This is a genomic window from Mesorhizobium abyssinicae (genome assembly GCF_049887195.1).
Lineage (GTDB): Bacteria > Pseudomonadota > Alphaproteobacteria > Rhizobiales > Rhizobiaceae > Mesorhizobium > Mesorhizobium abyssinicae.
Map to the genome: position 1 here is coordinate 90,476 of NZ_JARAKC010000016.1, position 14,435 is coordinate 104,910.

A 14,435-nucleotide genomic window follows, 5' to 3' on the forward strand; every position below is an offset into this window, starting at 1 on the left:
TCCACCCCCACAACTCACATTCAGACTTTCATGACGGTTCATTCATGTCACGCGACACATTCTACATCACGACCGCGATTTCCTATCCGAACGGCAAGCCGCATATCGGCCATGCCTACGAGCTGATCGCCACCGACGCGCTCGCCCGATTCCAGCGCCTTGACGGCAAGCGGGTCTTCTTCCTCACCGGCACCGACGAGCACGGCATCAAGATGCTGCAGACGGCGCGCAAGGATGGCCTCTCGCCGCGCGAACTTGCCGACCGCAACTCGGCCGAATTCAGGCGCATGGCGGCGGTGCTCAACGCCTCCAATGACGATTTCATCCGCACCACCGAGGAGCGCCACTACGCGTCCTCGCAGGCGATCTGGAAGGCGATGGCCGCCAATGGCGATATCTACAAGGGCGGCTATGCCGGCTGGTATTCGGTGCGCGACGAGGCCTATTACGGCGAGGAGGAGACTGAGGTCCGCGCCGACAACGTCCGCTACGGGCCGCAGGGGACGCCGGTCGAATGGGTCGAGGAAGAGAGCTATTTCTTCCGGCTTTCGGCCTATCAGGACAAGCTCATAGCGCTTTACGAAAGCCAGCCCGACTTCATCGGCCCCGCAGAGCGGCGCAACGAGGTGATGAGTTTCGTCAAGTCAGGGCTGAAGGACCTGTCGGTCTCGCGCACCACTTTCGACTGGGGCGTGCCGGTGCCCGGCGACGAGAAGCACGTGATGTATGTGTGGGTCGACGCCTTGACCAACTACATCACCGGCCTCGGCTATCCCGATGAAAACGATGATAAATGGAAGTTCTGGCCGGCGGATGCCCATATCATCGGCAAGGATATTGTGCGCTTCCATGCGGTCTATTGGCCGGCTTTCCTGATGTCGGCGGGAATCCCGCTGCCCAAGCGCGTCTTCGGCCACGGCTTCCTGTTCAACCGCGGCGAGAAGATGTCGAAATCGGTCGGCAACGTCATCGACCCGTTCACCATGGCCGAGCACTACGGCGTCGACCAGGTGCGCTATTTCTTCCTGCGCGAGGTGCCGTTCGGCCAGGACGGCAACTACAGCCATGAAGCGATCGTCAACCGCAACAACGCCGATCTCGCCAACGGGCTCGGCAATCTGGCACAGCGCTCGCTGTCGATGATCGCCAAGAACTGCGGCGGCGTGGTGCCGACGCGCGGCGAACTGGCGGAGGCCGACACGGCGATCCTCGACCAGGCCGTGGAGGCTCTTACGGTGGCGCGCAGGGCGATGGCGGAGCAGAGCATCCACCTGGCGCTGGCGGCGATCTTCGGCGTGGTGGCGGAAGCCGATCGCTATTTCGCCTCCCAGGAGCCTTGGGCGCTGCGGAAAACCGACCCGACGCGCATGGAGACCGTGCTGTGGACGACGGCCGAGGTCGTGCGGCGGGTGACGGTGCTGTGCCAGCCCTTCATCCCGGGATCAGCGGCGAAGCTGCTCGATCTGCTGGCGGTGCCGGTGGACAGGCGCGGTTTCGAGCATGTCCACGCCGATCACGCGCTGGTGCCAGGCACGCCGCTGCCGGCGCCGGAGGGCGTTTTCCCGCGCTATGTCGAGCAGGATGCCAAAGCCTGATGCTCGTTGACAGCCATTGCCATCTCGACTTTCCGGACTTCGCCGAGGAGCGGGCGGCCATCGTCGCCCGCGCCCTGGCGGCCGGCATCGGTCGCATGGTGACGATCTCGACGCGCGTGAAGCGGTTTCAGCAAATCCTTGAAATTGCTGAAACTTTTAATGACGTCTATTGCTCGGTCGGCACCCATCCGCACAATGCGGCGGAAGAGCTCGACGTGACCGCCGACGAGCTCGTGCGGCTCTCCGCGCACCCCAAAGTGGTGGCGATCGGCGAGGCCGGGTTGGACTACTTCTACGACAAGGCGCCGCGCGATGCGCAGGCGCAAGGCTTGCGCACCCATATCGCCGCCGCGCGCCAGACCGGCCTGCCGCTGGTCATCCATTCGCGCGATGCCGACGACGATATGGCCGCAATCCTCGAGGACGAAACAGGGAAGGGCGCCTTCCCCTTCATTCTGCATTGCTTTTCGTCCGGGCGCGGGCTGGCCGAGGTCGGCGTGGCGCTAGGCGGCTATGTCTCGTTCTCCGGCATCCTGACTTTCAAGAACTCGGCCGAATTGCGCGCCATCGCAGCCAACGTGCCGCATGACCGGCTGCTGGTCGAGACCGATGCACCTTATCTCGCGCCGATCCCGTTTCGCGGCAAGCGCAACGAGCCGGCCTATGTCGCCAACACCGCCAGGGTGCTGGCCGAGACGATTGGCGTCAGCGAGGCCGAGATCGCCGCCATCACCACGGACAATGTCTTCCGGCTGTTCCGGAAGATGCCACGCCCCGAAGCGCCGGGCGCCTGACAAATGAGCAATCGGCTGCGCCTCACCATTCTCGGCTGCGGCTCGTCGCCCGGCACACCGCGCATCACCGGCGACTGGGGCAATTGCGATCCCGCCAACCCCAGGAACCGGCGCATGCGCACGGCAGCACTGGTCGAGCGGATCGCCGCAAACGGTGCCCGCACGACCGTCGTCGTCGACACCGGACCGGACTTCCGCGAGCAGATGCTTCTGGCGTCGGTCAGGCGCATCGATGCGGTCGTTTACACGCATCCGCATGCCGACCATATCCACGGCATCGACGATCTGCGCGGCTATGTGCAGGAGCAGCGCCATCTGATCGACATCCATGCCGATCAGCCGACGATGCAGCGCCTGCGGCAAGCGTTCGGTTATTGTTTCGAGACGCCGCCCGGCAGTTCCTATCCGCCCATCGTCAGGGCGCATCTCATCGACCACGCCAGGCCGATCGTGATCGAGGGAGAGGGGGGTGCCCTCACCCTTGAGCCGCTGCCACAGACCCATGGCGACATCATTTCCCTCGGCTTCCGCGCCGGCGGGCTTGCCTATTGCCCTGACATCAGCGACTTCCCCGACGCCACGGCGGAAAGGCTGCGCGATCTCGACACGCTGGTCATCGACGCTTTGCAGTACAATACCCATCCGAGCCATCTGTCGCTTGGCCAGGCACTGGGCTGGATCGAGAGACTGGCACCGAAAAACGCCGTGCTGACACACATGCATGTGCCGCTGGATTACGCCGCCGTGATGGCCGAGACGCCCGACAACGTGGTGCCGGCCTATGATGGGATGGTGATCGAAATTCCTTATGAGTCAGCGTGATAGGACGAGCTGTTCAGAAGCGCGTTCCGCTCTATGGCTCGATTGTGTTAACGTCGCGACTTTCAGAGGAGAAGGCACCATGGCGGCCTATCTGATTGCTGAGCACAAGATCGCGGATCCGGCGGCATACGAGGAATATCGCATAAAGGCCTTGGCTGCCGTCAACCGCTTCGGAGGCAAGTTGCTGTTGCGTGCTCGAAGCGTCGAGGCCCTTGCGGGCTCGTGGCAGCCGGACCGGCTCGTCGTGCTTGAGTTTGCCGACATGGCGTCGCTCAAGGCCATGCATGATTCACCTGACTACCAAGCCCTCATCGGAATCCGCAACGTTGCGGCCGCCAATGTGCTGCTTGCAATTGAAGCCGCTTAGATCCAGTCCCTCGGTCGCCTGTGACGACGGCTGAAGGCCCTCAAATCGGCAACAATTTCCGCCTTTTTGCCAACGCATAAGTTCCATAATCTATCTTATGCGACTTAGAGATCGATGCAGACGGCATGCCTTCGCCACGTCTCGCCGCGCCCTCCAGATATGTCAGCGCGACAGATCCGAGAGCTCATCATCAAGGATCGGCGCCTGCCGCGCTGTCGCAATTGATGATGATATTGCGCTGGCGATCGTATTGATGGTTTCGGCGGCGACTTCGGCCGTGCAGCGCGGTAGGCGATCCACGCGCGCTTCATCTTGCGACAGCCTTCCGCAACTGCCGCGGCGGCATTGCGACGACGGCCCCGTTCGTTGTAGCCATGCCGAGCGCTTGATTTTGGAGGAGACGGGAGCATGGACCTGTTCACCGGCGGCTGCCTGTGCGGGAGCGTTCGAATTGTGGCCTCGGGTGCCCCATACCGGGTCGGCGTCTGCCACTGTCTCGATTGCCGCAAGCATCACGGGGCGCTGTTTTACGCTGCCGCGGTGTTCCCTCAGGAGGCGGTGACGATCGATGGCGAAACACGCGACTACGCCGGGCGCTTCTTCTGTCCGCGCTGCGGCTCGTCTGTTTTCGCGCGCACCGCAGACGAGATCGAAGTGCATCTGGGGTCGCTGGACGCCCCGGACCAGCTGCTGCCGACCTACGAGCTGTGGACCGTCCGCCGCGAGTCCTGGCTGCCGCCGTTTCCGGTCAGGAAACGATACGACCGCGATTGTGACGCCAAGGATCGTCTCGAGGGGTAGATCGCAACCATCTGGGTGGTCGCGCCGGCGGCTCAGTCCGGAAGTCCGGCCTTGCGGAAGCCATCGACGAAATGCTCAAGCGTGGCGGTGTCGCGGAACGGCTCGGTCCACACCCAGTGGCTGGTCGTGAAATGCGGGTTGGCGACCAGAAACATTTCGACCTCGGCGTGCGCCTCGTCGAGCCGGCCGAGTTGCGCAAGGCTTGCCGCCAGGAAACGGCGCGAGCTTGTGCGATAGGTCTCCTCCCTGCGCAGCGTCTCGATGGCGGCTTCGTAGTCGCCGGCCGCGTATTGCGCCTGGCCGAGCGTCAGATAGTACCAGCTTGCTGGAAACGGGTTCAGCCGGAACGCCTTGCGGATCTGCTCCAAGCCCTGCTCGACCTGCCCGGCCAAGGTCGTGATGTCGGACAGCGTCGCCCAGGCGTCGGCTTCGTTGGGGTCGAACTCGAACGCCTTGGCGAACTCCGTATCCGACTCGGCGAAGCGGCGCTCATAGGCCAGCAGGTTGGCGAGCACCCAGCGGCAGCCGGCATCGTTGGGATCGATCGCCACGGCCTTGCGCGCCAGTTCCAAGGCAACGCTACGGTTGGGCTCGATGGGTTCGCCCCAATGCACCCATCCCATCCAGTGGTTCATGGCAAGCCAGCGATAGGCCTCGGCGTAATCCGGATCGAGCGCAACGGCGCGCGTGAGCATCAGATGCGCCTCCCGCGCCGCCTGCGGCGAACTATCGATCAGCTTGCGCGCCCGCACACAGAGGTCATAGGCCTCGAGTTTCTTCGGCCGATTGCGCGGCAGCGGGGCGCGCAGCCGGCCGAGCAGCGCCTCGACGATCTTGGCCGTCACCTCGTCCTGAACGGCAAAGATATCTTCCAGGCTACGATCGAAGCGCTCCGCCCACAGATGCTCGCCGCTCAGCGCATCGACCAGTTGCGCGTTGATGCGCACGCGCCCGGCGGCGCGTCTCGCGCTGCCCTCCAGCAGGTAGCGCACGCCAAGATCCTCGGCGATTCCGCGCACGTCCATCGCCCTGCCCTTGTAGGCAAAGACCGAGTTGCGGGCGATGACGAACAGGCCGGCATTGCGGGACAGGTCGGTGATCAGGTCTTCAGTCAGCCCGTCAGCGAAGGATTCCTGCTCGGGATCGCTGCTGAAAGCGACGAAGGGCAGCACGGCTATCGAGGGTTTGTCGGGCAGCGGCAAAGGCTTCCGTTTCGCGCCGCCAAGCTGTTCGATGGCCCCAGTGAAGCGGTAGCCGACGCGCGGAACGGTGGAGATCCACTCGCCGCCGTCGGTGGCCGGACCAAGCAGCTTGCGCAACTGCGCGATCTGGACGGTGAGATTGCCCTCCTCGACCGCCGTGCCCGGCCACGCCGCGTCCATCAACTCGGCCTTGCCCAGGATTTCACCGGGTCGTCCGACCAGTGCCGCAAGCAGCTTCAGCCCGCGGTAGCCGAGAGCAACGGGATCGTCGTCCCGAAGCAGCGTTCCCGCATCCGGATCAAGCACGAATGGACCAAAGGCAAAGCGCGATCCCTGCATAGGGCGCATCTATAGCCCGTTTGGAACTTTTGAGAACTATTTGGGAGGGCTTAATTACGGCGCCGTCCGCATCCTGCAGAATTCAACCTCTTTCAGGTCGAAGGCTCCCAACCGCATGGGGCCTCAAAACTATAGGAGGTTGCCATGAACGATACTCTTGCGACGATCCAGCATTGCGTAGTCCGGCCAGGGCGGCCGTTGCGGCGCCAAACGACCCTGTGTGGCATGATCGCCACCTGGCGCGAGCGGGCGCGCTTTCGCTGGGACCTCAAGCGAATGGCGGAGACCAATCCGCATCTGATCGACGATATCGGCCTGACCAACAGGCAGGTCGAGGAAGAGATCGCCAAGCTGCCCTTCTGGCAGCGCTAGGGCGAATGCCGGTCGGATATCAGGCCGGATGGCCCTCGCCTCCTGGCGGCGGCGGTTCCGGTGCGAATGGCGCGGCGAATTCAAACTCGATCTTGGCGACAAGGTAGCGAGCCACCGCGACCGCCAGCCGAGGATTGGGATTGCGGCTGAAGCAGAGTTTCATTTCGTGTCGCCCGTGATGCGCCGATGGATGCCGTCCAGGCTTTCGGCGAATGCGTCGAACACGCCATAGGCCGTGAGCTCACGCAGAACCTGCTCGTTGATGCCGCCGCGCGTCGCGTAGTCTTGCGCCAGATGTCTGAAATCCGCGTCCGGCGACGTCTCGGGAGCGGCGCCCAACGCCTTGAAAAGCGAGGCGATATAGTCGCGCGCGGTCCCCTCCCCAACGCCATGATCCTTGAGCCAGCTGTGGATGGTCTCGAGGTATTTGAAATAGCTGGCATAGGTCGCGGTCGCGACGCTCAAGGCGTCGAACTCGCCGGCATCCGCGACCTCGATCACCTTCCCCAGCCTCCCGAACAAAGCGCCCGCGCCTTGATCGGGCGGACAGATGATCGTCGCCCCCAGCCGGTGCGCGATCATCGGCATGGGAAGCGCCTTCGTCACGTGGCCGGCGGGCGCGGTCAAGCTCTCTATGTCCTTGAGGGACAAAGTGGCGATCAGGCTGATCAGGCGGTGGTCGCGCCGGAAGCGCAGCGCCGACAGCACGTCGTGCGCAATCTGCGGGCGGACCGCCAGCATGACGGTTTCGCTATTGTCGAGAACGGCCTGATTGTCGCTGGCGATGCGAACATCCGGGTAGCGGGAGGCAAGGCTCGCGGCGATGTCTTCGTTTCGGGGCGAAAGCAGAATGGAAACTTTGTTGTCCGCAAGGGACTTGAGCCCGGTGACGATAGCGGCCGTGAGCGCGCCTGTGCCGATGAAGCCGAGTTTCATGGGATGCCCCGCAAGATTGGTTCCGCATTGTCGTCCGCGGATCATATCAGTCCAGATGGATCTGATAGCTCAGAACACGCGTCGCGGCTGGCGGGATCAGCATCACGCCCGGCTTTTCGGTGAATTCGCCGTCGAAATCGATGGGGCTGGCAAGACCATGCCAGGGCTCGATACAAAGGAACGGCGCGCCGCCCGGCCTGGACCAGATGCCGAGCTCCCGAAATCCCTGCCAGGATATCTCAAGCGCCGGTCCGTGCTCGGCGGCGTAGCGCACATTGGCGCTGGCCGGCCGATCGATGATCACGGCGTCCTCCTCGAACAGGCTTTCGGAGAGCGCCAGTATCTTGCCTTTCACGGGCGTCGGCTGTGGCGTTGGCAGCAGCAGGCCGTCCTTGAGGCGGCGGATCGGGGCGCTTTCGTCATTGGCGAATCTAAGCTGATAGGCTGTCTTGGGCAGATCAGGCAGAAGCGGCCAGTTGAACGCCGGATGCCCGCCGATCGATGCCGGCAGCGTCTCGCCGCCGGTGCTGGTGATCGTGAAGCTGACGTCGAGTTGCCGAAGCCGCAGGCTGTAGCTTATGGCCAGATGAAAGGCGAAGGGATATTGCTCGCGGGTCCCCGCATCGTCGGTCAGAAGCAACGTGCAGGACCGGGGCCCCTGCTCCGTCCATGCAAAGCGCCTGTCGCGGGCAAAGCCATGCTGCGTCATCGGATAGGATCGGCCGCGGTGCCGCAGTTGGTCGCCCTTCAGCCGGCCGACGATCGGGAACAGGACCGGGGAATGGCGCTTCCAGGCCGGACCGGCCTGCCACAGAAGCTCGGTTCCTTCACTGTCGCGCAGCGAGACCAGTTCGGCACCCTGCCTGACGATGGTCGCCGAGATGCCGTCACCGTGAAGCGTAAGGCTGTCCTGTTCCATGCGCCCTCGCTTAAGCAATTCCAGGAAAGTGTGTAACGGTTTTCCGTCCGGAATTGCGCAGAAACAAATGGCTAGAGCGGTTCGGCGATCCCATGAAGCGCCGAACCGCTCTGGTGTGACCGGCAGGCTAGCAAAAGGCCGCGCGTGAACTCAAGAGCAGCGGAGTGCACGGCAGTTCGCCAAGCGGCGACGAACGATGCACAGACCCGAGCGTCAGTTTGCCCTCAAAGAAATGGCCGGAGGTTGCCCTCCGGCCCCGGCAAGGTGAGACCTGTTGCCTGCTACGGTTCGGCCTACTCGCGCTCGCCGGTGAAGTTCAGCAACAGCTGGAAGATGTTGACGAAGTTCAAATAGAGCGAGAAGGCGCCGAAGACGGCGAGCTTCTGCTGCGATTCCGCATCGAAATTCTCCGCATACTGCTCCTTGATCGTCTGCGTGTCCCAGGCAGTGAGGCCAATGAACACGGCGATACCGATCACCGAGATGGCGAACTGCAGCGCGGTCGAACCGAGGAACAGGTTGACGAGGCTGGCGATGACCACGCCGATCAGGCCCATGATCAGGAACGACGAGAACTGCGTCAGGTCGCGCCTGGTCGTGTAGCCGTAGAGGCTGGTAGCGCCGAACATGGTGGCGGCGATGAAGAACGTGCGCGCGATGCTGGTGCCGGTGAAGACCAGGAACACCGAGGCCAGCGACAGGCCCATCACCGCACAGAAGGCCCAGAACATGGCCTGCGCGCTCGCCGCCGACATGGTCTGCATGCGGAACGAGAACAAAAGCACGAAGGCGAGCGGCGCCAGCATCACCACCCATTTCAAGGGGCTGGAGAAGATCGGCACGTAGAGCGCGGGCGTCGACGCCACGGCGAAGGCGATGGCGCCGGTGACGACCAGGCCAAGGCCCATATAGTTGTAGACGCGCAGCATGTGGCGGCGCAGGCCCTCGTCATAGAGGGCGCCCGTTTGGGCGCCGCTGCCCACGCGATATCCCAGGTTGGGGGTGTTCATGTTCGGTCTCCTTGATTGATCTCAGTAAAGCGTGCGGGCCAGCGTTTCGGCGGCCCGGTCGAGGTCGCGCGCATCGCTTCGCGCGACGACGGCGTAGGCCACCTCGCCGATCTGGAAATAGGCCGAGGAAATGTCGCCCGAGGGCGCGAGGGCCGGCTTCACCACGTCGAAAGTCCCCGGCCTGATCGCGAACAGCGAGACCAGGCCGAGATCCTTGGTTTCGAGCGCCATCTCGACGCTTGGGCCGAAGCGCGACGGATAGATCTGCACATCGCGCACCTTCCAGTCGCCGGGCAGCGACGGCATGACGATCGCGGTCGCGGCGCGGATCTCGCCTGGATTGTAGTTCGGCGCTTCCCGCTGGGAGGTCATCCCCTCGCGCACCAGCGTCGTCCGGTGCGCCCTCACCGCTTCCTCGACATAGGCGGGCGGCTGCGTGGAAGCGACGACCTTCGTCACCGCGACCGGTCCGAAAATGCCATTCGCCAGCCAGCCGGCCGCGATCAGGATCGCCGCCGCCGCGGCGCGCTGCAGCACCCCGAAGATGCGGTCGCGGCCAAGCCCGCGCTCCAGCCGTCGTGCCGCCTCGGTCGTTGCCGGCCGCGCCATTCCCTTGGCGGCGAGCGCCACGCGCAGCTCGTCGCGCGTCCTGAGATCGGACATCACGCGCGCGGCGACTTCCGGTTGGGTGGACAGGAACGCCTCGACCTCGATACGGCGGGCCACCTCCAGCTGGTCGTCGACATAGGCATCGAGATCGGCATCGGTCACGGGATCGAGCATTGCGTTCATCGCTCACCTCTCACGATCCTGAGATGGTTCCTGCCCGCCGGCGCGGCGTCTTCCATCTCGCGCAGCGCGGCGCGGGCCCGGCCGATGCGCGACATCAGTGTTCCCAGCGGCACGCCGCTAACCTCCGCCGCCTGGGCGTAGCTCAGCCCCTCGATGGCGACGAGATGCAGCGCCGAACGCTGCTCCTCCGGCAAAGATAAAAAGGCCGCCCGCACCTGCGCCAGACGGACGGAGTGGTCCTGTGGCGCTGGGGAGGTGCTGTCGGCAAGATATCCGGCCTGCTCGATGCGCGCGGCTTCCGACCGGCGCGAGCGGACACCGTCGATGAAAGCGTTGTGGACGATCGACAACAGCCAGGCGCGCAGGTTGCTGCCGGCGCGAAAGGTGCCGCGCCGCTCATAGGCGCGCACCAGCGCGTCATGCACTAGGTCCTCGGCCTCCGTGGTGTCGCGCGTCAGCGAGCGCGCGTAACGCCTGAGCGAACCCAGCTGTCCGACGATATCGAAGCGTGGCATCGACCGTTTCATGCCCTGTTTACGGAGCAGGGCAAGGTTTTAATCCCCAACGGCGCATTATTTTGTCCCAGGCAGCAGCCGTTTCATCGCCCCGCAGGCCGCCCTGCCCGCCGTCTTCAGTTTGGCGCGGAGGAAAAGCGCTGGCGAAGCGGGGCCAATTTGCGTATCACTCCGCCGCCATTGGAGCCTTGCGATGTTCGAAACCCTGCAGCCCGCCCCCGCCGACAAGATCCTTGCCCTCATCGGCCTCTACCGCGCCGATCCGCGTCCGGGCAAAGTCGACCTTGGCGTCGGCGTCTACAAGGATCGCGACGGCAAGACGCCGGTGATGCGCGCCCTGCGCGAGGCCGAGAAGCGGCTGCTGCAGAGCCAGGACACCAAGACCTATCTCGGCCTTGCCGGCGACACCGGCTTCAATGCCGCCATGGCCAAGCTCACCTTCGGCGACAAGGCCGACCTTTCGCGCGTCCGTACCGCGCAGGCGCCGGGTGGTTCCGGCGCGCTCAGGCTGGTGGCCGAGTTGCTGAAGCGGACCCGCGCCGACGCCACTGTCTGGCTGTCCGACCCGACCTGGCCGAACCACATGCCGGTGATGCGCGCGGCCGGCCTGCAGATCCGCGACTACCCCTATTTCGACGCCGCTTCCGGCGCCGTGCGCTTCAAGGACATGCTGGCGGCGCTGCGGACGGCCGAGCGCGGCGACGTGGTGCTGCTGCATGGCTGCTGCCACAACCCGACCGGCGCCAATCTCGACGCCGCGCAATGGGCGGAAGTGGCCGACCTGGTCGTCGAGCGCGGCCTGCTGCCCTTTGTCGACATCGCCTATCAGGGCTTTGGCGAGGGCCTCGACGCCGATGCCGCGGGCCTGCGCCTGCTGGCCGCCAGGGTGCCGGAAATGCTCGTTGCGTCGAGTTGCTCGAAGAACTTCGCCGTTTACCGCGACCGCGTCGGCGCGGCGATGATCCTGGCCAGGGACGGCGCTGAGGCCGATGTGGCGATGAGCCAGATGCTGTCGGCGGCGCGTGCCATGTATTCGATGCCGCCGGACCATGGCGCTGCCGCGGTGCGCATCGTGCTGGAAGACGACGGCCTACGCGCCGACTGGCAGGCGGAGCTCGAGGAGATGCGGTTGCGCATGCTGCGCCTGCGCGTCGCCTTCGCCGAGGCGCTGCGCCGGCAGTCCAATTCCGACCGCTTCGACTTCGTCGCCAGCCATCGCGGCATGTTCTCGCGCCTCGGCCTTTCGGAAGCGCAGGTCGAGCGGCTGCGCACCGAGCACGCCGTGTATATGGTCGGCGACAGCCGCATCAACGTGGCCGGCCTGCCCGAGGACGGGATGGACGCGCTCGCCAAGGCGATTGTCTCGGTCCTCGACTGACGAGGTCCGCGCAGCTGTGGACAAACAGCGTTCGTCAGGCGACAGCATTGGTCGCCCGCCCGGCGTCGCGATAGGGTTTGCCGCATGAAGCCCTCCAAAGACATCGCACGGCTGATCGAGATCATGGCTGCGCTGCGCGCGCCGAAGACCGGTTGTCCCTGGGATATCGAGCAGAATTTCTCTACCATCGCGCCCTACACGATCGAGGAAGCCTACGAGGTGGCCGACGCCATCGCGCGCGGCGATCTCGACGATCTGCGCGAGGAGCTCGGCGACCTGCTGCTGCAGGTTGTCTACCACGCGCAAATGGCTGAAGAGGCTGATGAATTCGCCTTTGGCGATGTCGTCGAGGCCATCACCACCAAGATGATCCGCCGCCATCCGCATGTCTTCGGCGACGAGGAGGCGCGCAGCGCCGGCATGGCCAAGGGCATGTGGGAAAAGATCAAGGCGGTGGAGAAGGCGGAGAAGCGAAGCGCGCGCCTGGCCCGCGGGCTTGACCCGGAAGACAACGGCAAAGGGTTCCTCGACAGCGTGCCTGTCGCCCTGCCCGCGTTGACCCGAGCGCTGAAGCTACAGGAAAAAGCCGCCCGCGTCGGCTTCGACTGGAGCGAGGCGGCCCCCATTCTCGACAAGATCGAGGAGGAGATCGGCGAACTGCGCGAGGCTTTGGCCAAGGGCGACGCAGCACCGATCAAGGACGAGTTCGGCGACATGCTGTTTGCCATCGTCAATCTCGGCCGCCACCTCAATCTCGATGCCGAGGCAGCACTCAGCGGCACCAATGAGAAATTCCGCACCCGCTTCCACTATGTCGAGCGAGCGCTGGAAGCCTCCGGCAACACGTTGGAAAAGGCGACTCTGGATGAGATGGAAGCGCTCTGGCAGCAGGCCAAGGGCGAGAAATAACCAGGCTTAACCGTTGTTCTTACGGTGCAATCGGCTCTCGATCTCTTGCCGTGCGCTGTGCGTGGCATTGAGCGAAATGGTGACGCTCCCATCCTCATTGTCGACCCGCGAAACGACGTCGCCGTTGCGGTAGATCCAGTCGACAAGGCCAAACTGGGCTGGCGTCAGCGTCAGCGTCGTCGTTTCCAGCTCACCCGACATCCTGGTTTCGATAAGCGCCTTCAGCGCATCGATGCCCTCGCCGGTGACCGCCGATATGGCGACCGGTGGCGCCTTGGTGGCGGCGCCATCGGCCAGCAACCGCTCCCGGTTGCCCTCGTCGAGCAGGTCGATCTTGTTCCAGACCTCGATCACGCGCTTGGCGTCACTGGCATCGACGCCAAGATCGGCAAGGATGCGCTCGACATCCTCGGCCTGCGCCGCCGTATCGGGGTCTGAGATGTCGCGCAGGTGGATGACGAGGTCGGCTTCGACCACCTCTTCCAGCGTCGCCCGGAAGGCGGCAACCAGATGCGTCGGCAGGTCCGAGATGAAGCCGACCGTATCGGACAGGATGACGGGCGTGCCATGCGGCAGGCGCACGCGGCGCAGCGTCGGGTCGAGCGTGGCGAACAGCATGTCCTCGGCCAGCACCCCAGCTCCGGTCAGCTTGTTGAACAGCGTCGACTTGCCGGCATTGGTGTAGCCGACGATCGCCACCACCGGGAATGGCACCTTCTTGCGCTTGGCGCGGTGCAGGTCGCGGGTGCGGCGCACCGTCTCCAGCTCATGCTTGAGCTTGATGATCTTTTCCTGCAACTGCCGCCGGTCGGATTCGATCTGCGTTTCGCCGGGGCCGCCGAGGAAGCCGGCGCCGCCGCGCTGACGCTCGAGGTGGGTCCAGCTCCGGACAAGGCGGCCCTTCTGGTAGTTGAGATGCGCAAGCTCGACCTGCAGCGTGCCTTCCTTGGTGCGGGCGCGCTCGCCGAAAATCTCCAGGATCAGCCCGGTGCGGTCGAGCACCTTGGCGTTGAATTCCTTCTCGAGATTGCGTTGCTGCACCGGCGTCAGCGGATGGTCTACGATGACCAGTTCCGCGTGGCGCTCCTTCACGATGTCGGCGAATTCCGCCACCTTGCCACTGCCGAGCAAGGTCGCCGGGCGCGGATCGGTGACGGTGACCACGGCCGTATGAACCGGATCGAGGTCGATGGCGCCGGCGAGGCCGACCGCTTCGTCGTGGCGGGCCTCGGCGGAGCGCGTCAGGCGCGGCCGGTTGGTTTCGTCCTCGCCGCGCGGCTGGCGGGCGAGCACGGGCACAATGACGACTGCCCGGGTCGGAGCTTTGTCTTCCGGCCCCAGCTGGTGCGCTGGTTTTCCGCGGACGCTGCGGTCCGCGTCTTTCTCACGTGCCAATCAGGCGCCCTGGCTTTCCTCGCCATCGAACATCTGAACCGGCTGGCTCGGCATGATCGTGGAAATGGCGTGCTTGTAGACAAGCTGGGAATGCCCGTCACGCCGCAACAACACACAAAAATTGTCGAACGAGGTGACCACGCCGGTCAGCTTGACGCCGTTGATGAGGAAGATGGTGAGTGGATTTTTGCTCTTGCGAACTGAATTCAGGAACAGGTCCTGAAGGTTTTGCGATCGTTCCGCCATTGTTTTTGTCTTTCGCCGATCCCCTTCGGTTTGCAGCCAATGC

Annotated in this window: 16 protein-coding genes and 1 pseudogene; 8 read left to right on the forward strand and 9 right to left on the reverse strand. The window is 64.4% G+C overall.

Features of this window, described 5'->3' with window-relative positions; all coding sequences use genetic code 11:
* Positions 1 to 44: 44 nt before the first annotated feature.
* From metG to PU724_RS26000, 5 genes are all read left to right on the forward strand, one after another.
* Entirely contained in the window at positions 45 to 1,595 is a 1,551-nt protein-coding gene (metG, locus tag PU724_RS25980) for a methionine--tRNA ligase (protein WP_354421714.1), read from the forward strand.
* Positions 1,595 to 2,389: a TatD family hydrolase gene (locus tag PU724_RS25985; RefSeq protein ID WP_354421712.1), complete on the forward strand. Its 795-nt coding sequence runs from the start codon at positions 1,595 to 1,597 to the stop codon at positions 2,387 to 2,389. Before metG ends, PU724_RS25985 begins: the two co-directional genes overlap by 1 nt.
* 3 nt (positions 2,390 to 2,392) lie before the next feature.
* The gene (locus tag PU724_RS25990; RefSeq protein ID WP_354421710.1) at positions 2,393 to 3,211 is read left to right on the forward strand and encodes an MBL fold metallo-hydrolase; all 819 of its coding nucleotides are present in this window, start codon (positions 2,393 to 2,395) and stop codon (positions 3,209 to 3,211) included.
* A gap of 79 nt (positions 3,212 to 3,290) precedes the next feature.
* A complete protein-coding gene (locus PU724_RS25995) occupies positions 3,291 to 3,578 on the forward strand; it encodes a DUF1330 domain-containing protein (protein ID WP_292168406.1) in 288 nt (95 codons plus the stop codon).
* Between the two features lie 408 nt (positions 3,579 to 3,986).
* Positions 3,987 to 4,379, forward strand: a complete 393-nt coding sequence (locus tag PU724_RS26000; protein WP_354421709.1) for a GFA family protein — start codon at positions 3,987 to 3,989, stop codon at positions 4,377 to 4,379.
* Between the two features lie 32 nt (positions 4,380 to 4,411).
* On the opposite strand, the gene PU724_RS26005 is transcribed toward PU724_RS26000, so the two are convergent.
* Entirely contained in the window at positions 4,412 to 5,929 is a 1,518-nt protein-coding gene (locus PU724_RS26005; protein WP_354421707.1) for a winged helix-turn-helix domain-containing tetratricopeptide repeat protein, read from the reverse strand.
* A 135-nt stretch (positions 5,930 to 6,064) separates the two neighbouring features.
* Here PU724_RS26005 and PU724_RS26010 point away from each other — a divergent pair, with 135 nt between their 5' ends.
* Entirely contained in the window at positions 6,065 to 6,292 is a 228-nt protein-coding gene (locus PU724_RS26010; protein ID WP_354421705.1) for a DUF1127 domain-containing protein, read from the forward strand.
* A 58-nt stretch (positions 6,293 to 6,350) separates the two neighbouring features.
* On the opposite strand, the pseudogene PU724_RS26015 reads toward PU724_RS26010, so the two are convergent.
* The 6 genes and pseudogenes from PU724_RS26015 to PU724_RS26040 form a co-directional block, all read right to left on the reverse strand.
* Positions 6,351 to 6,455, reverse strand: a pseudogene (locus PU724_RS26015) (glutathione S-transferase family protein); the annotation flags it as partial.
* Positions 6,452 to 7,228 (reverse strand): pyrroline-5-carboxylate reductase, encoded by a 777-nt coding sequence (locus tag PU724_RS26020; RefSeq protein WP_354421703.1) that lies wholly within the window; start codon positions 7,226 to 7,228, stop codon positions 6,452 to 6,454. The gene PU724_RS26020 and the pseudogene PU724_RS26015, both read right to left, overlap by 4 nt.
* Before the next feature lie 46 nt (positions 7,229 to 7,274).
* A complete protein-coding gene (locus PU724_RS26025) occupies positions 7,275 to 8,147 on the reverse strand; it encodes an aldose 1-epimerase family protein (protein ID WP_354421701.1) in 873 nt (290 codons plus the stop codon).
* Positions 8,148 to 8,440: 293 nt separating this feature from the next.
* Complete coding sequence (locus PU724_RS26030; protein WP_127392809.1) at positions 8,441 to 9,157, reverse strand: Bax inhibitor-1/YccA family protein; 717 nt, start codon at positions 9,155 to 9,157, stop codon at positions 8,441 to 8,443.
* A 21-nt stretch (positions 9,158 to 9,178) separates the two neighbouring features.
* Positions 9,179 to 9,949, reverse strand: a complete 771-nt coding sequence (locus PU724_RS26035; RefSeq protein ID WP_354421699.1) for an anti-sigma factor family protein — start codon at positions 9,947 to 9,949, stop codon at positions 9,179 to 9,181.
* Positions 9,946 to 10,464 carry a sigma-70 family RNA polymerase sigma factor gene (locus tag PU724_RS26040; RefSeq protein ID WP_189340757.1) on the reverse strand — a complete coding sequence of 173 codons (519 nt, stop codon included), beginning with the start codon at positions 10,462 to 10,464 and terminating at the stop codon, positions 9,946 to 9,948. The genes PU724_RS26035 and PU724_RS26040 overlap by 4 nt, the downstream gene beginning before the upstream one ends.
* Before the next feature lie 193 nt (positions 10,465 to 10,657).
* Between PU724_RS26040 and PU724_RS26045 the strand changes: the two genes are divergently transcribed.
* Together PU724_RS26045 and mazG are read left to right on the forward strand one after the other, a co-directional pair.
* Complete coding sequence (locus tag PU724_RS26045; protein WP_292348855.1) at positions 10,658 to 11,842, forward strand: amino acid aminotransferase; 1,185 nt, start codon at positions 10,658 to 10,660, stop codon at positions 11,840 to 11,842.
* An 84-nt stretch (positions 11,843 to 11,926) separates the two neighbouring features.
* The gene (gene mazG / locus PU724_RS26050; protein WP_292168423.1) at positions 11,927 to 12,751 is read left to right on the forward strand and encodes a nucleoside triphosphate pyrophosphohydrolase; all 825 of its coding nucleotides are present in this window, start codon (positions 11,927 to 11,929) and stop codon (positions 12,749 to 12,751) included.
* Positions 12,752 to 12,757: 6 nt separating this feature from the next.
* Here the strand turns inward: mazG and hflX are convergent, their stop codons facing one another.
* Positions 12,758 to 14,146 carry a GTPase HflX gene (gene hflX, locus PU724_RS26055; RefSeq protein ID WP_292168425.1) on the reverse strand — a complete coding sequence of 463 codons (1,389 nt, stop codon included), beginning with the start codon at positions 14,144 to 14,146 and terminating at the stop codon, positions 12,758 to 12,760.
* Positions 14,147 to 14,392 (reverse strand): RNA chaperone Hfq, encoded by a 246-nt coding sequence (hfq, locus tag PU724_RS26060; protein ID WP_006202172.1) that lies wholly within the window; start codon positions 14,390 to 14,392, stop codon positions 14,147 to 14,149.
* Positions 14,393 to 14,435: the final 43 nt, after the last annotated feature.